Genomic DNA, 20096 nt, shown 5'->3' with positions numbered 1-20096 from the left:
TATTCGCCGGTATCTGTCGACAAAGGATCGACATCAGCCGTACTTCGGATTGTTGATCACCGGGATCTCGATGTTGATGGGCATGTGGAGCTCGGACATGTAGAACAACACGAACTGCCTCAGGAACTCGTCGAAGAGCCAGTACGCCTCTTTTGGTACGCCGACATTCAGAGCACCCTCGCGGACTGCGACATACGGGCCCCACGCGGTCTCCAGCAGCGGACTCCACACCGGCTCTCTGGGGATGTCGAGCCAGTCGGCGATCTTGTCGCCGAGCATGAATCTGGTCAGCGCCCCCAGCACACCCCTCGAGAGCAGGGACAGATCGAGGTTGAAGCCGAGGCCGAGCAGAATGTCGGCCAGCTTCTTGCCCTCCGGCGTGGGCGCCAGAATGGGGTCGAGTACCTGCTTCGCCTGCGAGTCAGCCGAACTCCACGACGCCGGAATGTACTGATCCTGGACACCGAGCATGGCGGCGCTCACCTGCCACGAGTGCAGGAACCCCTCGGACTCGTCCCGAGCGATCGGCACATTCCACTTCTGCAGATTGCGCCACACCGTGGTCGGCAGGCTGTGCCAGGTGACCATGATGTCGGCCTGGCTGATCGGCTTCTTCTCCGGCGCCGCATGCACCCAGTGCGGTGACTGCGGCAGGAGGTGGCGAACGGCCGCATGCGCCATTCGCGTCTTCACACAGGTGACGATCATCTCGCCATCGGGCTGATAGGCATTGAGCGACCCGATGTCGTATCCGAGCTTGGCGGTTTTGGTGATGCGGTCCTTCATGTCCGCGCCACCCTTGGAGTAATAGACCGCCCGCGCCTCCTTGGGGATGACCGTGCTCATCATGCCGCTCGCAAAGCCGTACAGCACACCGAGATACGTGCCCCGCTTCTGGTTGAAACGGACCGCCGTCGCGAGCTTCTCGCGGTCGGTCCACGGCGGCAACTGCCGGGCGTGCTCCATGAAGTCCCGCAGCTCCGTGGGCAGGCCGGCGGGCAGCGGTTGACCGTTCTTGGTCCACGACCGCAGGATCTTGTTGACCTTCGGCACCTCGCCGCGATCGAGCAACGCGGCGATCACGGCATCGGCCTCCGGATCCCACTCGCCCTTCGGATCCGCGCCGCTTCCGACCCCTGGTACCGACCCCGCCGGTGACCACGTCCACGGTGTGGCCGGTGCGACGACCGTTGCCGCACCGAGGGCCCCCAACGTTCCCCCGGTTTTCAGCAGCGTGCGCCTTTTCAGATCTTCCATTCTTCACTCCCGTCGAACGCCCGACTCGATGACGCGATGTAACAATGACTGTAACTCTGTAACATTGCTACCATGATTGTGGTCCGCATCACAAGGGGCGGGTCGCCGATCGCGGTCGATAGGCTGATCGGCGAAGGCGGCCGTCGAGGAGGGAAATCGTGCAACCACGTCCGACGGCGGCAGTGCCCTCCAAATCGCTCCTCGAGCGCGCCTACATCGGGTTGATCTCTCAGGACGACGACGACCACGACGACCCGACGCGGACCCGAATTCTGGACGCCGCATATGATCAGTTCTGCCGCATGGGAATTCAGCGATCTTCATTGGAAGAGGTAGCTCGTCGCGCCGGCGTCACGCGCATCACCATCTATCGGAAGTTCGACACGAAGGACACGCTCGTCGAGCAAGTCGTCATTCGCGAGTTCCGGAGGTACTTCGCCCGGTTCCTCGACGACATCGCCGGCGCCGACACGGTCGCGGATCGCGTGGTGGCCGGCTTCGTCAGCTCGCTGCGCGCCATTTCCGGCAATCCACTCATTGGCGGTCTGCTCGAGACCGAGCCGACCCTGCTGATCGGCTCGATCATCGGCATCGGCGACAACGGGAGTCTGCTGGCCACCGTCCGCGGTTTCGTCGCCGGGCAGCTCCGTAGCGAACAGCAGGCGGGCACGATCTCCGCCGACCTCGACACCGAACTCGCGGCCGAGATGATGGTTCGCGTCTCTGCTTCGTTCCTGACAGTACCGAGCCGGATCATCGACCTCGACGACGATGTCCAACTCGCGGACGTCGCACGGCAATTCCTGGTTCCCATGTTGAACGCACCAGCCACCGGCGACACGATCTCGTCCACCTGATCGGAGTCCGACGTCTCATGCTGCCGACGTCCAAGACATTACCGACGTGGTACTGCTCGAGCGTTCGAGTCGGGATGAAGCGGCGACTCACCCGTCACCGGCCGCGGTAATCTCCGCCACCACACCAACGCGATCATGCAGTCCGTCCCGAATCCATTCCGGCTCGACGACGCTGAACGTCGACTCCAGGTAGCCCATCCACAGGACCCGCATCGCGTGATTCCGGTCGGCGAACCTCAAGCCCACGCGAACCCCCTTCCCGGACTCGACGCGACCGAGCACCTCAGCAAACGCCGACACCCTCTCCACATCGCCCGCCGCGCAGTCGATCACCACATCGACCGGCTCGAACGTCGAGCGGAACGCTTCCCGATGCCGCTCCCACACCTCCTCGAGATCCACCGACGGCTCCCGCTGCGCTGAATCATCGAGCACCACCACCTCTGACATCCGTGACACCCGATACATCCGCTCCACACCGTCGGAGTACGCCACCAGATACCAGGTGTCGCCGGCCACGATCAGCCCGATCGGGTCCAGCACCCGCTCAGCAGACATGCCTCCCCGCCGCTCATACGACAGGCGCACACGACGACCCTCGAACACCGCCTGCTGCACCGGCGCCAATGCCTCGAGCTGCTGCGGTGGACGCACAAAACCGTCCGGCCGCACCAGAATCCGCTGACTGGCCTCCGCCACACCACCGCGATGCACCTCCGGCAACGACGCCGCCAACTTGCGCTTCGCACTCGCCGCCGCAGCCGAATCGATCCGACCACCACCCGACAACAGCGCAATCGCCTCCGGCAACGTCAACCCGGACAGGTCCGTCCGGTACCCCTGCACCAACGCGAATCCACCGTTGCGGCCACGCTCGGCATACACCGGCACGCCCGACAGCGACAGCGCCTCGATGTCCCGCAGGATCGTCCTCTCGGAGACCTCCAGCTCGACCGCGAGCTCGGCTGCGGTCATGTGACCTTTCGAGCGCAGCAACATCAGCACCGACAACAGGCGTTCCGCTCGCATGTCCACAATCATCCCAAGAAAACATGACAGTAGATGTCATGTTTATGCGATTGACTGGTCATCACCAGCCCGAACAACCGAAGGAACTGCGATGACCAGCAACCAACCCGCCGATCCCCGACCCGCCTACGCTTCCGCCACCACGTGGGTCATCGGCCTGCTCGCCGCGGTCTCCGACGACCAGCTCACCTCGCCGACCCCGTGCGAGGAGTTCGACGTCGGCACGCTCGCGGCACATGTGACCGCGACCGCACAGCGTGCCATCGTGCTGGCCGAAGGCGGCGACGTTCTCGCGGTGCCTAGGTTTGCCGAGACCCACGACGCCGAATCCTATGCCGCCCTTGTCGCCCGGGCCGTCGAGCTGTGGTCCGACGACGCCAAACTCGGGGCAATGGTGCGCGTGCCCTGGGGCGAGGTTCCCGGCGCCGGCGCCCTGTGGGGTTATGTCAGCGAGACCTTGGTGCACGGGTGGGACCTCGCGGTGGCCACCGGCCAACCTGCCGAGGCCGATCCCGAGTTCGTCGGACCCGTGCTGGCAGTGGCGCAGCAGTTCATCCCGGCGGAGATCCGTGGGGATGCCGAGGTCCCGTTCGGGCCCGTCATCGAACCGCGGCCCCAGGCCGGGCCGACCGAGCAACTCGCGAACTGGACGGGACGGGATGCGACGAATTGGGTGCGGTCGGTCGCGTGAGGGTGTGGCCTCGATTCGACACGCTCAATCCGACGTATTCGGGCCCGCAACGACAGCGTGAAGGATCACCAGGAGTTCATCGACGATCGCGTGCGCCGTCTCCTCGTCATAGAGTGCTGTCGCATAAAGGATCTCGATAGTGGCCTGGCGTCCGCGGACCGGAACAATCGATACGTGCAGATCACACTTGGCGACGTCCGTGGGCAGAGGCGTGACCCCGATATCCAATCCGGTGAACAATTCAGCGTTCGAATCCGGGCTCGCAGCCGTATCACCGAGGGACAGATCGTCCACCGTCACCATCGCCTGAAACAACGGGTGTGCATTCGAGACGTGTCCACCGAGTTCCGCCGCAACCTCCACGAACGGCGTCCGCGCATGGGCGTACGCGTGGAGTTCGGCGTCACGAACGGCCGCAATTGTTCCCGAGATGGTGTCTGAGACTGGACAGACGACCGTCACAGTGTTGACGAACATGCCCACGACTCCGCTCCATCGACGGTCGTCACGACCGGATACGAGCCCACCGATGTGCACCGAATCCTGACCACCCCGGGCCGAGAGGCAGACGGCAAGGGCTGCCCGGACAACGGTCAGCCATGGAAGACGATAATGCCGTGCGTAATCCAGCACGCGCGGCCAGAGTGATTCGGGAACCGTTCGCGTGAATCGGCGGCCATCCTGATCCAACACAGTTGGCCGCGCCCGATCCGCTCCCGAGACGAGAAGACGTCCCGGTTGTACCGTCGACCGCCAGAAGCTCAGTTCCGACTCGCGGACCCTGGCTTGTTCGCGACATGCGATCGGTACGTAGTCGAGGTAGTCGTACCCCGCTGGGCACATGCCTCCGCGGAGCGCCGTGGCCAGCGCCCGCAATGAATCACCGTCCACCGCGATGTGGTGGAACGCGACGGCTATGTGTGTGCAGGCGTCACCGCGACCGACACCGATGCGAAACGGGTACTCGGACGCGAGATCCATTGGACGGTGGAGAAACGCACGCGCCCAATCGAACCCGGAATCCGTGTCCTCGACCTCGGTCACGGACCACCGGTCGTCCCGCGCAAGCGCGTCCACGAACATCCGATCGCCGGAAAAAGTGGATCGCAACATCTGGTGGCGTTCGACAGTGCCGCGCACCATGGCACGAACGACGCCGGCGTCGATCACACCCGGGACGGTCAGCACGAACGGGATCAGGCCTGCGGACGACCCGTCCGGTAGCGGAACGTTGCGCTGTGCCGGGGAAAGCGGGACGGGCCTCCCCGTGGTCGCCGTCCACGGTGCGCGGAGTTCGTCATCGGTGCGCAGCGTGAGCCGCGCTGCGAGCTCGCGGGGGGTCGGTCCGTCGAAAACGTCACGCACCGTCACCCGATACTGCGGAGCGAGGTCGGCGACGAGCTCTGTGGCACTGAGCGAATTGCCCCCGAGCTCGAAGAAGTCGTCGTCGACGCCGATTTCGTCGGCAACGTCGAGTCGCCGCTCGTACGCAGCGACCACCTGACGCTCCTGCACGGATTGGGGTGCTGCGAACCGAGCGCTCGACACGAACAGCGGCTCCGGCAACCTCGCGCGATCGACCTTGTTGTTGGCGGTGACCGGGATGTCTGCGATCGGGGTGATACTCGCGGGTAACAGATAGGTGGGCAGCTCGGACGACAACTCGGACCGCAGCTGCACGAGTAGGTCTCGGGCCGGTTCCCGTGTGACCACATACGAATGCAGTTCGGTCAGATCACGACGCCGCCGCGCCACGGTGACACACGCCGCGACACGTCCGGTTCGGAGTATTGCGGCGTCGACTTCAGCTGGCTCCACGCGGAATCCGCGAATCTTGACCTGCTCATCGGACCGGCCGACGTACTCCAATCGACCCTCTGCGCGGACGATCACCCGGTCCCCCGTGCAGTACATCCGGCTACCCGGTTCACCCCATGGGTGCGCTACGAAACGAGCACTGGTGACGCCGAGTTGTCGTAGATATCCCAGCGCGAGACTGGGACCGGCGATGTAGAGCTCCCCCTCCCCCATCAGGGGCACCGCTCGCAGATGGCTGTCCAGGACCAACAGGGCGACACCGCTCATCGGATCGCCGAGTTCTATTCGCCGCCTGGTGCCAAACGGCTCGATCGGGTCCGTCATGGCCACACTGCACGTCGCCTCCGTAGGTCCGTAGGCACACCGGACGACATGTTCGGCTGCCCAGAGATCGATCAACGGTGCGGGGCAAACATCCCCTCCGACGACGAGGTGGGTGACCGTCTCGATGTCATCGATCGGGAGCGTCGCCAGTGCGGCGGGCGTGATGAGTAGGTGGGTGACCCGGTGGCGATTGAGGAACTCCGCGAGTTCCGTCCCGCCGCGGATCTTGTCCGGCACCACAGCCAGGGACGCACCTGCCAGCGCAGCGGCGAGTATCTCCACCACAGCGGTGTCGAATCCCGGCGCGGCAACATGCGCGACCACGCAGTTCTCGTCGAGGTCATACGATCGGACGATCTCTGCAGCGAGATCGCCTATTCCACGATGCGAGACCACCACTGCCCTCGGCTGCCCCGTGGAACCGGAAGTGTGGATGACGTATGCCGGGGTGTCGACCGTGACCGCGGCGCGGTCGTCCGACACGCAGTTGCTCGATGACGACATCAGCGGTGCCGCATCGACCTGTTCGACGCCGCCCAGCGCGGGCCGGGGGCCGGCGTGGAAGGCGATCGCCGGCCGAACGGTGTCGACCATCGCCTGTTGCCGGCGAACAGGATGCGCGGGGTCGATCGGGACAAAACAGCCTCCCGCGTACGCGACACCCCAGAACACTGCGACTTCCGCGACGCTGCGCGGCAGCACGGAGGCAACCATGTCTCCTGGGTGCACGCCGTGGCGGCGGCAGACATCGGCGATTCGGCGCGCGGCCGCGTCGATGTCTGCATAGGTGTATTCGACATCCGCGTCGACCACCGCCGTCGAGGCACCACCGGCGTGGCTCACGACGCAGTCCCCGATGGTGGCGAGCCCTGCCTGCGGTCGCGGATCTTCCGGCCTGGCCGGCCACGGTTGCAGGTCGCCGACCACCGCGTCGGCCGCTGATTCCGACAACGCCTGTACACAGGCCAACACACCGTCGGCGATGGCCGCCGCATCGGCGTTCTCGTATCGTCGTGGGTTCGCCTCGACGTCGAGGCGCCAGGCGCCAGGCGTTGTCGCGTACAGGTCAATGTTGACATCGGCTACGGGACCGGTGGTGAGGATACGATGGCGCGACGTCACCGCATCACCGAGCTCGAGGGATTGAGCGACCGGTGCGATGTTGATCACCGGCGCGTCGTGCAACGGCGAGGACATCCCCGGGTCACGGTCGCGTCTCATCTCTTCTACACGAAATTGCTGGTGCCGCAACATCTCTGAGAGCACTGCCGACACCTCACCGATCCAGTCCGCGACGCAGGCGCCCGTGTTCACCTGAACCGCGACCGGAAGCAGATTCGACATGCATCCAGCGGCCGCTCGCAGCCTCGCTGTCGTACGCCCGGAGCTGGCGATGAGCAACGGGATATCGGCACGGTCACGCGCACGCGAGAGGTAAAGGCAGATACCCGCAATCCAGATGGCCGCAACGGCCGTACGGTGAGTCCGCGCACATTCCTCGATTCCGGCCGCTATCGACGCCTCGATGTCGATGCCGGAGAGGACCGGTGAGACAACCGGGTCCGCCGGTGATCCGTTCAGCCACAACGGTTCCGGACGCTTGGTAAGCTCCTCGAACCAGTATTGCCCATCCTGCCCATGACGCGACGACGAGCGATACTTCTGCTCATAATCCACGATCACCTCCGGCGACTGCGGGGCGGGGCCGTCTGCGTCCGTCTCGGCCCTGACCGCGCGCCGGTACAACTCGGCAGTCCGGGACAGCAATGCTGCGGCACCGTACCCGTCGATCACGAGATGGTGGGCACGGAGATAGAAGAACCACCGCCCGTCGGCCTCGATCACCATCGACTCGGTGAGCGGGCCGTCGAGCGGAAGCGGACTCGCCGCAGCTTCCTCCATCTGTCGGAGCGCGTCTGCGACGGAACTCGCGGACATCCGCGGTACGGCGTCGGGCGACCCCGCCCCGATCACAAGTCGGGGCTCACCCTCCGCCCCGGTGATCACCCGAGACGAAGCAATACCGAGCTCGACCGCCGCCTGCGAACCTGCCGAACACAACGTGTCGACGTCGACGTCGCCCGCCAACTCGATGTAGTGCGCCACTGCAAGTGGGACGTCCCCCAGAGCCTGCTGGGCGTACCAGAGAGCTGACTGTGCCCGATTCATCGGAATCATCCTGGATGTAGACACGGGCTTCACCGTCGACGTGCTCGGATCACCACGAGCTGCTCCCATCGCTGCCCGGGTGCGATCAGCCCTCGCTCTTCCATCCACACCGCACGCCCCAGCATGACCGGCCCGAAAGGTATTGTCCGCGTGTGTGACACCGATACCTGAAAGCCCAGAGCAGACAGTGCGGCCATGGTCTGCTCGGCACCGCTGATCGTCGACTGGACCAGAAGCAAGGTCCCACCGGGGCGAACGAGAATCGGTGCGCGCTCGATGATCGAGTCGATCACATCGCGGCCGAGTTCACCACCGTTGCAGGCATACCCGAGTGCGGATCGAGTCGCATCGGGAGAAGTCGGCACATAGGGCGGGTTCGCGAACACCACGTCGGCCGCGAAGGAACGGTCCAGGTCGTTCGCATCGGCACAGCGGAGATCCAGCGCGACGCCGTTCACCCGAGCGTTCGACCGCATCACCGCAATCGCTGCCGGGTTCCGATCGACGGCGATGACCGTGGACGCCCAGCGGGTCGCATAGAGGCTCGCTAGACCTGCGCCCGCACAGAGTTCGGTGGCCGACGACGATCGGGACGGACGTACCCGGAACTCCTCGGCGAGCCCAAGACACAGCAGCGCGGAGTCGACCGACGGTCGGTACACCTCGGGATGCTCCGCGATCTGAGGCACGGGACCGGGGAGTGCACTGAGGATGCCGTGGGTCCGCCGGTCAAGGATCGCGTCACCCATGTGCTCCGCGCCCACGCATTACGGCCCGGTCAGCATTCATCATGCAGTTCACAACCCTCCCGCCGCACACCGGTGGCTACTCTCCTCATTGACTGTGGACATCTCATCGACGCTAATACCCAGACACTTAAATTCGGCTGAAACTCACGATGTAACGCCCTCGAGTGAACGCAGCAGTGACGTCTCGGCAGACTCCCAGCATTGCCAGACATGCTCTGCGGCCAGTACGTCGAAAGCGGCGCAGGCACGGGCACCTCGGATCAACGCTGTCCCGGCAGCGGGATCGCCGGCCGCCAGACGACCAGCCACCTCGCGAACAATGAGCTGCTCGTGAACCGAATCCGCCTCCACGTGTTCATCGAAGAAGAGTCGCGCATCGGGGCCGAACCCGAGCCTGGCAAGCCCTCGACTGTATTTCCTGCTCGGTAGCGCCGAGGTCATCTCGACTGTGCACAGGTGACCGATCAGCTCATACCTCAGAGAGCGATGCACGCCGAACATCGACAACGCATTCACCCCGGCCAGCGTCGACGCCGGAATCACGTCGATATAGTGTGCATAGTCGCTGTTCAGCCCCAGTGCACGCATCATCCGCGCGTAGAGAGTCGCGTGCATTCTGTCGACGGATCCACCGCCGTACTCGTCCATCTGGACTTCGACAAGACCTGCCTTCGCGGCGCCGTGCAAGCGCGGTATTGCCATCGTGTGCACGTCGGCCTCGCGAAGCTGATGGAACGAGCGGTGAACGATCAATTCGCGAAAGTGATCGCATTCGGCCGTTCGCGCCATGAACGACGACAGAGGCGGACCGTCATCCGCATTACCGACCGCCCACAGAGCACCTTCCAGGTCGGCCGGCGGGTGCACCATTCCGACCAGGTCGTCGATGGCCTCGAGAAAGCGGGCTTCGAGAACCGCGCGCGCAGCCAGCAGGTCCGCGTTCCACTCCCAGTCGTCGGACACTCCCACGATTCCCCTGAGGTGCAGCTCGTAGAGCATTGTCAGCGTGATCGCGATGTCTTCGTCGAGCAGAAAGTCGTTGCCCGTAGGCAGATCCGCAACCATGCGGTCACGCAGTTGATCGAGTCCGGTGTGATGGCCGGTGAGGGTCGATACGACGGTGCGGCTCAACGGCCCACGTGGCGCTGGAAGCGGCATTCGCGGCTGACCTGCGCTGGTAGCGTCGACGCCACTGCTGTCGATCGGGTGTGCGGAAGGTGAGGACAAATGGACTCCAGCCTCCAAGATGATGACGACGACCGAGGCAGGCGCATCGCACCGACGATGATCGTGGTCTGCGACGACGGACCCCTGCTTGTGCGAGGACCGATAGATCTCTGCCGTTCCGACGGTAGCCCAATCCCGGTCCGACGTTCGACCGTTGCATTGTGTCGGTGTGGACGCAGTTCCATCACGCCGATGTGCGACGGATCGCACAAACTCGGCCGTGGCACCATTCGACCGAGCGGAGCAGCTCGCTGAGTTCGCCCCGAACTCGTGTCGACCATGGGAACATCTCGGCATGCAGCGCACGAGGTACGCACTCTTTGCCAGGGTCAGCGTGCTGGTCCTGTCGGTGGCGGCCGCCGTCGGGATGACACTCACCGGATCACCCGCCGCTACGGCGGACACGTTGGACGGCATCAGCTACGCACATGCGAGCGCTGCCCACCCTTATCGTGAGACCAGGCTCTCGCCGAGAAACCTCGTCGCATCGGTGTGGTCCCGATCCATGGCCACACAAGTGCCCGTGTTGGTGCAGGCGCCGGCGAATCGGAACCCCGGCGCACCGGTCATGTACCTTCTGAACGGCTCGAGCGGAGGCGAACGCGGCGACGACTGGACACACGCCACCGATGCCAATGCTTTCTACGGTTCAAAGAACGTGTGGACCGTGACGCCGATCGGTGGTGCGGCGACCTACTACGCCGACTGGCAGAGAGTGGATCCGGCTGCGAACTTCCGGTTCGGGGTCAAGACCACCCGACCGCTCCGGTGGGAGACATTTGTGACGTCGGAACTGCCGTCGGCATTCGAGCGCGCCCATGGGGGACCAGGTCCCGGTCGTTCGCGCGGGATCGCGGGGATCTCGATGTCGGGTACATCTGTCGTGCGGATCGCCGAGAACCATCCCGGAATGTACCGTGCCGTCGGCGCGTACTCGGGGTGTGCCGAGACGGCCTCTGTACAAGGACAACTCATCGTCCGCATCGTCACCGGGCTCCCCGACGGCGCCGATGCCAGCAACATGTACGGGCCGCCGGGCGACCCCGAGTGGGCGGCACAGGACCCGGTCATCAACGCGCACAAGCTGGCTCGGCGTACCCCAGCGCTGTGGATAAGCGCGGCAAGCGGACTCCCCGGTGGTCACGACAACCTCGCCGACCGCAGAATCGCCGGGAACGGCGGTCGACTCGCTCAGCAGGTGATCGCCGGAGGAGTTGACGAGGCGGCAGCACGATACTGCACCGACGCCCTCGTCCGGCGGTTGAGCCAGCTCCATATCCCGGCAACGGTGAGGTTCCCTGCCACCGGCACACATTCGTGGGGCTACTGGCAGGACCAGATGCACGAGTCGTGGCCCATGTTCGCACGGGCGCTGGGGGCCTGACCGCGGACCAGCGGTGCCACGCTTTCAGCTTCCTTTCAACTTCGCGGGTCTACGTTCATGGCGTGAACACGGTCAATGGACTGCCCGCGCACCCGTTACTCGTTCATGCGGTTGTCGTGCTCGTCCCATTGGCTTCGCTGATGGCGGTACTCGCAGTGCTCTGGCCCGCCGCACGCCGGCGTCTGGAATTCCTTGTCCCACTGGCCGCGCTGGCCGCCCTGATCGCGGTGCCGCTGGCCACCAGTGCGGGTGAAGCGCTGGAGGCACGGGTACCGCACACCGAAGCCGTGGAGCACCACACCCAACTGGGCGAGCAGATGATCTACTGGGCTGGACCGCTTTTCGCGTTGACATTTCTCTGGTGGGCAGCGCACGACGAACGCGTGAGAGCGTTCGTGTCCGACCGTTTTCCTGTGTTCGGGCGAGCGGGCCGGGCCGTCGATTGGTTGCTCGGCGCCGCGACGCTCGTCGTGGCAATAGGATCGGTGATCACGATCTACAGAATCGGCGACAGCGGCTCGCGGGCGGTATGGATGTGATTTCGCTTGCCGGTCGGTGGCGCGGCCACTCGACCAACGGGTAGGGGCACGGCGGCCCAGATCGCTCGGCATACGATGGAAGTCGATGACCGAAGACCGGATGCCCGACGTTTACGAACCGGGTACTCCGCAACCCGAAGCCGCGAAACCGGCCGCCGGCGGCGCATTCGCCTCCTTGGCCAACCCGAATTACCGGCTCTACTTCTTCGGGCAGGCGCTGTCCCTGGTCGGCACCTGGATGCAGGCCACCGCACAGGCCTGGCTCGTCCTCACCCTCAGCGGGTCGGCATCGATCCTCGGCGTCATCGTCGCGCTTCAGGCGCTGCCGGTGCTGCTCCTCGGGCCCTACGCCGGCGTGATCGCCGATCGGGTCGATCGTCGACGGCTGATGATCATCCTGCAGTCCGTCATGGGCGTGCTCGCCGCGGTGCTCGCCGCGCTGACCCTCGCCGGCCGGGTGCAGATCTGGCACGTGGCCGTCCTTGCCCTGCTACTCGGGCTCAACAACGCATTCGAGAATCCGGCTCGGCAGGCGTTCATCCACCAGATCGTCGGTGAGTCGCTGATCCGCAATGCGGTCACGCTGAACTCGGTGATGGTCAATGCCGCACGCGCCGTCGGCCCCGGAGTCGCGGGCGTGCTACTCGCCGCGGTCGGCGCGGGCTGGTGTTTCGCCGTCAACGCCGGGAGTTTCGTCGCGGTCGTCGTATCCCTCATCGTGATGAACACCGCGTCGATCGAACACGAGGAACCGATCGTCCGGGCGCGTGGACAGCTGCGCGAAGGTCTGCGCTACGTCGCCGGGTCACCGACACTGTGGATTCCCCTGGTGATGATGGCACTCGTCGGCACCCTCGCCTACGAGTTCCAGGTGTCGTTGCCCGCGGCAGCCAAGGAGACGTTCGACGGTGGGCCACAGGCCCTCGGATTCATGACGTCCGCGATGGGCATCGGCGCGGTGGTCGGCGGTCTCCTGGTGGCCGCCCGTGGAACCACGGGCCTGCGGCCGCTCACGATCGCAGCGGCAGGCTTCGGGGTGACGATCGCGATCACCGCCGTGGCGCCCACCCTGCCGGTCGCGATAGCGGCCCTGTTCTTCGTCGGGTGGCTGAGCGTGACGTTCATGTCCACCGGAAATGCGACGCTGCAGCTCAACGCCGAGCCCCGGATGAGGGGACGGGTGATGTCGTTGTGGTCGGTGGCGTTCATGGGATCGACCCCGATCGGCGGGCCGATCATCGGGGCGATCAGCGAATCGGCAGGTGCACGCGTTGGCCTGGCGGTCGGTGCCGCCGCGTGTTTCGTAGCAGCCGCGCTCGGCGTGCTGGTGTGGCGCCGCCGACGCGTGCAGAGAGCGCGACTGACTCCCACCGACACCCTTACCGAACCAGATACCGGAAACCACTGATGCGAGGACGTCCAACCGTCTAGGGTGATCGCCACACGGAAGTCGGTCGAACCTGGGGGGCTACATGTCGGGCCGTGCGTTGTTCTCACGTCGGTCGGGCGGTCGCCCGCACATCGCGGCGTCAGCCGTGCTCACGGTGGGCATGGTGCTCATCTCGATCCTCGGCGCGGCACCTGCCACTGCCGCCACGCACTACTTCCCCGACATCTCGGAGAAGTCGGTACCGAAGGCCGAATGCGGCCCGGGGGCACTTCCCGAACGTGGCCTGCAGGGCGAGGTCAGCGCCGAGGACCGCAACTCGGGTCGCAGTACACGCGGCTATCGATGCAACCTGACCCAACTCGGAAATGTGCGCGGCGCGGGCGGCGGGATCGTCTCGGCCACCTTTGACCACTGCAGCTATACGGGCAGTCTGTTCCCGGGCGACAACTTCGTGAAGCAGCCCGGCGTGCAGGTGGTCGATGCGTCGAATCCCGAGCGCCCGCACGTCGTCGGCTCGCTCACCGATCCCGCCATGCGTGGTGGCACCTGGGAAACGCTGAAGGTCAACCGGCAACGCAAGCTCTTGGCGGCGACGGCCGTCCCGTTGCTGTGGGGTGGCGGCCTCTTCGCCGTCTACGACATCTCCGACTGCGCACACCCCAAACTGCTCAATGCCGGCGGTCCAGGCCTCGCCACGCCGTTGCCGTTCACCTCGCACGAAGGCGGATTCTCCCCGGACGGGCGAACCTATTGGGCCTCCGGCCTGTCGCCGGGGCACCTGTCGGCGATCGACGTCTCGAATCCGCGCAGGCCAAGGGTCATCTGGCAGGGCCTGCACAGTCTGCTCGGGCACGGGTTCGGTATCTCCCCCGACGGCAATCGGATGTACCTCTCGAACATGGCGGGGATCACCGTCCTCGACATCAGTGCCGTGCAGCGTCGCGCCCCCTATCCGCAGGTCCCTCATCTCGCCGCTTATCTGTGGCCGGACGGCCAGCTCAATCAGCATTCGATCCCGATCACCAGCCGATCTCGGCCGTACATCATCACCGCCGACGAGGGCGGCTCCGGCGGCGTGAAGATCTTCGACGTCAGCACGGTCGACCGGCCGAGATATGCCGCACAGATCAAACTCGAGATCAACCTGCCCGACAATCTCGACCGCAACGTGCGCTCGTCGATGGGTGGGTCGCTGTTCAGCAGCAATCCGCACTACTGCGCCGTCGACCGCCCCACGAATCCGACCACCCTGGCGTGTGGTTGGGAGTCGTCCGGAATCCGGGTCTTCGACATCCGCGACTTCACGAGGATCCGGGAGATCGCCTACTTCAATCCACCCGCACGCAAGGGCGCCACCCTTGCCGATGCGCCCAACTCACCGCACGTTCTCGGGTCCGTCATCGGAGTCCCGGCCGTCGATTTCCTGAGCCTCGGGATGTCGATGGCGCACGGGAAGGTGAAGCTCGGCGACGTCATCGGCCCGCGCTCCGGCATGGTGATCGGCGGCGACATGTCCACCGACTGGTGCCTCTCGCCACCCGAGTTCCATGGCAACGAACTCTGGACGACGTGTGCCGACGGCGGGTTCTACGCACTCGCCCTGAGCCCGAAGGTTTACACGCCGCCCGCCGACCAGCAGTCGACGATCGGATGAGCACCACCATCCGCGCCGTCGCCACCGCCGCCGTCGCGGTGCTGCTCATCTCGGTCGGGGTGGTGGCAGGCGTGGCATGGCAGAGCACCCACGACGGCACCGGCACCTCGTACCGCCCGAGCGTCACCGACATCGGGTTCGCCCAGGACATGTCGGCCCACCACGATCAGGCGATCCTCATGGCACAGAGCCTCTCTCCCGACACCGCACCCGAGATCCGCGGTCTGGCCGACCGGATCGTCGTGTCGCAGACGGCCGAGACGTCGACAATGCGCGGATGGCTGACGTGGTTCGGCCTCCCGGTCACCTCGGATCATCCGATGTCGTGGATGGACCACCCGCAGAGCCATCATCACGACGTGTCCCCGGACGATCGGCCGCCGATGCCCGGGATGGCGAGCATCGACGAACTGACGCGGCTGTCGGTCGCCCACGGCCGTGCCGCCGAAATCCTCTTCCTACAGTTGATGATCCGCCACCATCGCGGTGGGATCGACATGGCCGCGGCAGCTCACAACGATGCCCGGGCGAGTTCCGTGACAAAGCAGCTCGCCCTGACGATGATCAGTGACGAGGGTGACGAGATCGGGCAGATGACCTTGCTGCTCCGCGCCCGCGATGCCCTGCCACTGCCCACCTGACCGGTCGCCCCGACCGCGATCAGTCTCGGCCGGCCAGCGTGCGTTCGATCCATTCGGTGAGATCGCGCCGCACCTCGTCACGATTGATCTCGTTGAGGATCTCGTGCCGCGCACCGGGATACACCTTCACGGTGACGTCGGTAAGGCCGCCTGCCCGATAGTGATCGGCGAGCAGATTCGACAGGGCGAGCCCTCCGTTGACGGGATCGAGGTCACCGACGGCGATGAGGATCGGCAGCGACGAAGCCATGCCGCCCACCCGATCGGGGTCGGCGATCGCGCGGGCCTGCACGAACATGTCCTTGCCCGACTCGGCATCGAGGCCGAAGCCGCACAGGGGATCGGCGACGTAGGCGTCGACGATCGCATCGTCGCGACTGAGCCAGTCGTATTCGGTTCGAGCCGGCTCGAACGGCGCGTTGAATCCCGACAGATCGATCTCGGAGTCGAGGTCGAGCGCGGGCTCGAGGCCGTCGAGCGCAGCGGTCCCGCTCAAGACCACCGCGTCGACGGCGTCACTGCGGTCGAGGAGGAACTGCTGCGCGGCGAACGACCCCATACTGTGGGCGATCATCGCCACCGGCAGGCCGGGGCACTCGGCGCGCACGCCGGCCACGACGACGCCGATATCGTCGACCAGGCGCTGCCAGCCGTCGGGGCCGAGGTCACCGGGCTCACGTCCCGCCAGCACCGACCCACCGTGACCGCGGTGATCGTAGGCGTGGACCACGAACCCGGCATCGACGAGCGCCTCGGCAGTCTCCGCGTAGCGCTGTGAGTGTTCGCCCATGCCGTGCACCAGCACCACTGCCGCGCGGGCATCGCCGTCAGGAACCCATCGGCGGCCCAGCAGCGGGCTCCCGTCGCCTGCGGTCACGGTGAACGTTTCGGTCATGGTGCGCTCCTCTGCAGGTCCCCGACCTCGTCGTCGGCGGGATTCGCGACTGACGCTAACTCACCACGACGCCCGCTCGGGGCGGTTCACCGAACCATCGTCGCGAAGGCTCGCGGGGTGAGCCGAGAACTCTCAGGTTCGAGGAGTAACCTCTCCGCGGGTCCCTCGGCCATCTGGTGTCCGAGGTGGCCGTAGTGAAGCGGGAGGGCCGGGGCATCGTCACACAGGAACAACAGACACAGCCCCCCGAACCTCCGCCGAATCCGGACGAACCGGACAGCGCTGCAACCCAATTGGCTGCCCCTGCGAAGCCGGTGACCGCAAAGCCGGACCGGCACCTCTACCAGATCGACTTCGTCCGACTGGTGACGTTCGCAGCTGTCATCCTCGACCATGTCCTCCTCGGCATCGCGACCGGCACTGATGTCGGCGCCGGAGCACTCGGGCTCCTGTTGCGCTACACCAGGTACTCGTTCTTCGCGCTGACCGGCTTCGTCCTCACATACCAATACCGCGACCGCGAACTGAAACCCCTCACCTTCTGGCGACGTCGATACAAGTTGATCGGTCTGCCGTTCCTGGTGTGGAGCCTCTTCTACTGGGTGTACGGACGCTACCGCGCGGGCGGTATGTCCGCTCTGGGCGATCTGATCGATTCCCCCCACTCGATCGCGTTGTCGCTCAAGAGCATCGCCTACGACCTCGTCACCGGCAACGCCTGGTATCACCTGTACTTCCTGTCGGTGAGCATGCAGATCTATGCGGTCTTCCCCCTCATCCTGATCGTGCTCCGCAAGACCTGGGGATATCACCGGTACCTGCTGCTCGTGAGCTTTGCGGCGCAGACGACGTTGCTGTACTTCATGGTCCGGCCTCCGCTCGACTTCTTCACCCACGGCCCCCAGCACATGCTGTGGGCGCATCTCGTCGCGACGATCCTGCCGTACCAGTTCTTCGTGCTCGCCGGATGCGTTGCTGCGATGCACTACCCGGCGTTCCAGCACTTCATGACCCGGTGGCGGTGGCCGCTCATCGCCGGCGCAGCCGTGGTGATCGCGCTGACGCTGCTCTACTACCTGCACGAGACACACATGGGCGAGACCATCTTCCGGGCCACCAACGTGTTCATGGTGCACAACACATTCGCCTACATCGCGATCATCACGATCCTCTACTGCCTCGGCACGATCTGGCAGAGCCGCCGCACCAAGGGCTCCGTACCCGACAACTTCATGCGGACCGCCGCCGACCGCTCGTTCGGCATCTACCTGGCGCATGCGCTCGCGCTCAGCGAATTGATGCCCATCATCGCCGAGCATCGAAATCTACCGACCTGGCCGCTGATCCTGGTCGCCTACGTGGGCACCGTCGCCCTGACGATCTTCATCGTGGAGGTGTTGCGGCGCAGCCCGATCAGTCTGATCACGACCGGCCGCAGCACCATCGATTGGCGAACCCAGAATCCCGGCCGATCGATGGCCGTGGCGACCATCGCCATCGCTCTGGGTGTGCTCCTGCGCGTTGTGTTCGCTGCTCTCGTGGGCGATCTCATCGTCGCCACCGGCGCCCTGCTGCTCGTCTCCGCGGGTCTGGCGTTCTGGCGTCAGCGCCGAGCCGCTACCGCAGCGCTCTGAGAATCAGCTGCGTGACAGCGCTCTTGCCCGTGCGATTCGGGTGGTAGAAGACTCCGCGTTCGAATCCGTACAGCCAGGGGCGCTGCGAGCACACAGCATGGGCAGCACCCGATTTCGATGCGGTGACCAGTACGGCTCCGGTCGACCGCGCGGCGCGGGCGGTGGCCTCGGCCAGCCCGTCGAAGACACGCTTGGTCTCTGCGCGTTCTGAGTACGTGAGCGGTAGCTCGGAACACGATGTCGAGGTCGTCCCGATCACCGGCGGGTAATCGACCAGGACGATCTCGGCATGCGGAGCTCGTGCACGAACGGCCTCGACGGTTCGGGCGATCGTCCGCTCGACCTCGCGGTAGGCGGCAGGCGTCGGCTCGGGAGCGGGCAGGCGCCCTGCACCGCAGACTCGTTGGGCCACTCCGGCAGCGGCTGGTTGCACTGCGTTGCCGCAGCTGAGTGAGGTCAAACGGCCGATGTAGTCGAGATCGTTCCCGCCGGTCGTGATCGTCACCAGGGCCGTTTTCGGGGTGACCGCGGCGACCTGCGGCTCGCTCGTCTTGCCCCGCTGCGCGCGGTCGACGATGTCGGCTGTCTTTGCCCCGGAGCAGGTGACGTCCACCAGGCGCATCCGACGGGCCGAGGCCACCTGGTGCGGGTAGTTGTCGGTCGATCGCATACAGGGCGTTCGTGGCGCCGACGACAATTCGGGCCCGGCGGCATAGGAACTGCCCAGTGCCACATACGTCTTGGGAATGTGGCCGGAGCCCGCGGCATTCGCCTTCACCGGAGGGCTGACCGTCTCGGTGATCGCGGTACCGGGGACCACGACGGCGGCCACGGCGGCCACGGACGCGGCGATGGTCGCCGCGCGGGTCACGAGTTCACGCCTCATGACGGATAGTCTCACACAGGGTCACCCACCGAGCGCACAGACCCCGCCGATCATGCCGAAGGTGTTGTGCGCGCCGGGTGATCAGAAGATCTGCGGCAGATCTGTCGACACCCGATCGGTGAAGGTGGCGGGTCGCTTCTCCAAGAAGGAGGTGACCCCCTCGGCGACGTCGGGCATGGTGCCGCGGTAATAGATGGCCTTCGAATCGGCCTCGTGGGCCACCCGGGGGCTCGGCGCACCTGCCATCCGCCACAGCAATTGGCGCGTCAGGGCGACCGACACCGGCGCGGTGCCGGACGTCATCTTCCTCGCCACCCCGATCGCGGTGGCCAGCACATCCGCCTTGGGCACCACCTGCTGCACCAGCCCCTGTTCGTGGGCTTCGCCCACCGGCACCATCTGTGCACCCATCGTCCATTGCAGCGCGGTTGGCAGTCCCACGAGTCGAGGCAGGAACCAGGTCGAGCACGCCTCCGGGACCAATCCTCGCTGGGCGAACACGAATCCGAACTTCGCATCCTCGGATGCGATCCGGACGTCGGCGGCCAGCGTCATCGTCACGCCGACGCCCGCGGCGGCGCCGTTGATCGCCATCACGACGGGTTTCAACGACTCGAAGATCCGGAGGGTCAATTGTCCGCCGGAATCCGGCGGGATCTCGCCTGGAGCGGGCTCCTCGAGTTCGAATGTCGTGGCTCCTCCACCGAGGTCTGCGCCCGCACAGAACGCCCGGCCGTTCCCCGTGATCACGACGGCCCGGATCGAGTCGTCGGCGTCGCACCTGTCCAGGGCGGCTTTGATCTCCTCCCCCATCTGGTAGGTGAAGGCGTTCAGGCGGTCGGGGCGGTTGAGACGGATCACCGCGATCTCTTCGTCGAGCTCAACGGAGATGACACCCTCCGACTCGGCAGCGGACAAGCCGGAAGCGGTCTGATCTGAAGTCACGTTCGCG

Annotated in this window: 17 protein-coding genes; 9 read left to right on the top strand and 8 right to left on the bottom strand. The window is 65.6% G+C overall.

The genetic code is table 11. From position 1 onward, the window contains the following. Nucleotides 1-33 precede the first annotated feature (33 nt). Nucleotides 34-1257, bottom strand: coding sequence for an oxygenase MpaB family protein (locus OVA31_RS14760; protein WP_267627371.1), 1224 nt, complete (start codon nucleotides 1255-1257; stop codon nucleotides 34-36). Between the two features lie 158 nt (nucleotides 1258-1415). Between OVA31_RS14760 and OVA31_RS14755 the strand changes: the two genes are divergently transcribed. Next, on the top strand, nucleotides 1416-2114 hold the full coding sequence (locus OVA31_RS14755) for a TetR/AcrR family transcriptional regulator (RefSeq protein ID WP_267627370.1): 699 nt from the start codon (nucleotides 1416-1418) through the stop codon (nucleotides 2112-2114). Between the two features lie 87 nt (nucleotides 2115-2201). On the opposite strand, the gene OVA31_RS14750 is transcribed toward OVA31_RS14755, so the two are convergent. After that, the gene (locus tag OVA31_RS14750) at nucleotides 2202-3143 is read right to left on the bottom strand and encodes a helix-turn-helix transcriptional regulator (RefSeq protein ID WP_267627369.1); all 942 of its coding nucleotides are present in this window, start codon (nucleotides 3141-3143) and stop codon (nucleotides 2202-2204) included. A 91-nt stretch (nucleotides 3144-3234) separates the two neighbouring features. Here OVA31_RS14750 and OVA31_RS14745 point away from each other — a divergent pair, with 91 nt between their 5' ends. Beyond that, nucleotides 3235-3834 (top strand): TIGR03086 family metal-binding protein, encoded by a 600-nt coding sequence (locus OVA31_RS14745; protein ID WP_267627368.1) that lies wholly within the window; start codon nucleotides 3235-3237, stop codon nucleotides 3832-3834. 24 nt (nucleotides 3835-3858) lie between these two features. Here OVA31_RS14745 and OVA31_RS14740 read toward each other — a convergent pair whose 3' ends face one another. From OVA31_RS14740 to OVA31_RS14730, 3 genes are all read right to left on the bottom strand, one after another. After that, the gene (locus tag OVA31_RS14740; RefSeq protein ID WP_267627367.1) at nucleotides 3859-8145 is read right to left on the bottom strand and encodes an amino acid adenylation domain-containing protein; all 4287 of its coding nucleotides are present in this window, start codon (nucleotides 8143-8145) and stop codon (nucleotides 3859-3861) included. A gap of 29 nt (nucleotides 8146-8174) precedes the next feature. Next, nucleotides 8175-8894, bottom strand: coding sequence for a HemK2/MTQ2 family protein methyltransferase (locus OVA31_RS14735; RefSeq protein ID WP_267627366.1), 720 nt, complete (start codon nucleotides 8892-8894; stop codon nucleotides 8175-8177). Nucleotides 8895-9038: 144 nt separating this feature from the next. Next, nucleotides 9039-10052 carry an iron-containing redox enzyme family protein gene (locus OVA31_RS14730; RefSeq protein WP_420714045.1) on the bottom strand — a complete coding sequence of 338 codons (1014 nt, stop codon included), beginning with the start codon at nucleotides 10050-10052 and terminating at the stop codon, nucleotides 9039-9041. 69 nt (nucleotides 10053-10121) lie between these two features. Here OVA31_RS14730 and OVA31_RS14725 point away from each other — a divergent pair, with 69 nt between their 5' ends. The 6 genes from OVA31_RS14725 (at nucleotide 10122) to OVA31_RS14700 (ending at nucleotide 15729) form a co-directional block, all read left to right on the top strand. Continuing rightward, nucleotides 10122-10376 (top strand): CDGSH iron-sulfur domain-containing protein, encoded by a 255-nt coding sequence (locus OVA31_RS14725; RefSeq protein ID WP_420714044.1) that lies wholly within the window; start codon nucleotides 10122-10124, stop codon nucleotides 10374-10376. A 40-nt stretch (nucleotides 10377-10416) separates the two neighbouring features. Next, nucleotides 10417-11505, top strand: a complete 1089-nt coding sequence (locus OVA31_RS14720; protein WP_267627364.1) for an alpha/beta hydrolase — start codon at nucleotides 10417-10419, stop codon at nucleotides 11503-11505. 62 nt (nucleotides 11506-11567) lie between these two features. After that, nucleotides 11568-12044, top strand: a complete 477-nt coding sequence (locus OVA31_RS14715) for a DUF2231 domain-containing protein (protein ID WP_267627363.1) — start codon at nucleotides 11568-11570, stop codon at nucleotides 12042-12044. A gap of 85 nt (nucleotides 12045-12129) precedes the next feature. Further along, the gene (locus OVA31_RS14710) at nucleotides 12130-13452 is read left to right on the top strand and encodes an MFS transporter (RefSeq protein ID WP_267627362.1); all 1323 of its coding nucleotides are present in this window, start codon (nucleotides 12130-12132) and stop codon (nucleotides 13450-13452) included. A 142-nt stretch (nucleotides 13453-13594) separates the two neighbouring features. Next, nucleotides 13595-15088 carry an LVIVD repeat-containing protein gene (locus OVA31_RS14705; protein ID WP_267631542.1) on the top strand — a complete coding sequence of 498 codons (1494 nt, stop codon included), beginning with the start codon at nucleotides 13595-13597 and terminating at the stop codon, nucleotides 15086-15088. Beyond that, nucleotides 15085-15729: a DUF305 domain-containing protein gene (locus OVA31_RS14700; protein WP_267627361.1), complete on the top strand. Its 645-nt coding sequence runs from the start codon at nucleotides 15085-15087 to the stop codon at nucleotides 15727-15729. Before OVA31_RS14705 ends, OVA31_RS14700 begins: the two co-directional genes overlap by 4 nt. A gap of 19 nt (nucleotides 15730-15748) precedes the next feature. Here OVA31_RS14700 and OVA31_RS14695 read toward each other — a convergent pair whose 3' ends face one another. Then, nucleotides 15749-16624, bottom strand: coding sequence for an alpha/beta hydrolase (locus OVA31_RS14695; RefSeq protein ID WP_267627360.1), 876 nt, complete (start codon nucleotides 16622-16624; stop codon nucleotides 15749-15751). Nucleotides 16625-16938: 314 nt separating this feature from the next. On the opposite strand from OVA31_RS14695, the gene OVA31_RS14690 reads away from it, so the two are divergent. Then, on the top strand, nucleotides 16939-18258 hold the full coding sequence (locus OVA31_RS14690; protein ID WP_324290107.1) for an acyltransferase: 1320 nt from the start codon (nucleotides 16939-16941) through the stop codon (nucleotides 18256-18258). Here OVA31_RS14690 and OVA31_RS14685 read toward each other — a convergent pair. Together OVA31_RS14685 and OVA31_RS14680 are read right to left on the bottom strand one after the other, a co-directional pair. Then, complete coding sequence (locus OVA31_RS14685; RefSeq protein WP_267627358.1) at nucleotides 18242-19144, bottom strand: SGNH/GDSL hydrolase family protein; 903 nt, start codon at nucleotides 19142-19144, stop codon at nucleotides 18242-18244. The genes OVA31_RS14690 and OVA31_RS14685 overlap by 17 nt on opposite strands. Nucleotides 19145-19225: 81 nt before the next feature. Beyond that, nucleotides 19226-20089: an enoyl-CoA hydratase-related protein gene (locus OVA31_RS14680; RefSeq protein WP_267627357.1), complete on the bottom strand. Its 864-nt coding sequence runs from the start codon at nucleotides 20087-20089 to the stop codon at nucleotides 19226-19228. Nucleotides 20090-20096 lie beyond the last annotated feature (7 nt).

Source organism: Gordonia sp. SL306, from assembly GCF_026625785.1.
Taxonomy (GTDB): Bacteria; Actinomycetota; Actinomycetes; order Mycobacteriales; family Mycobacteriaceae; genus Gordonia.
Note: the sequence above shows the minus strand (reverse complement) of the source record. Positions and strands in the feature narration are given on the sequence as shown.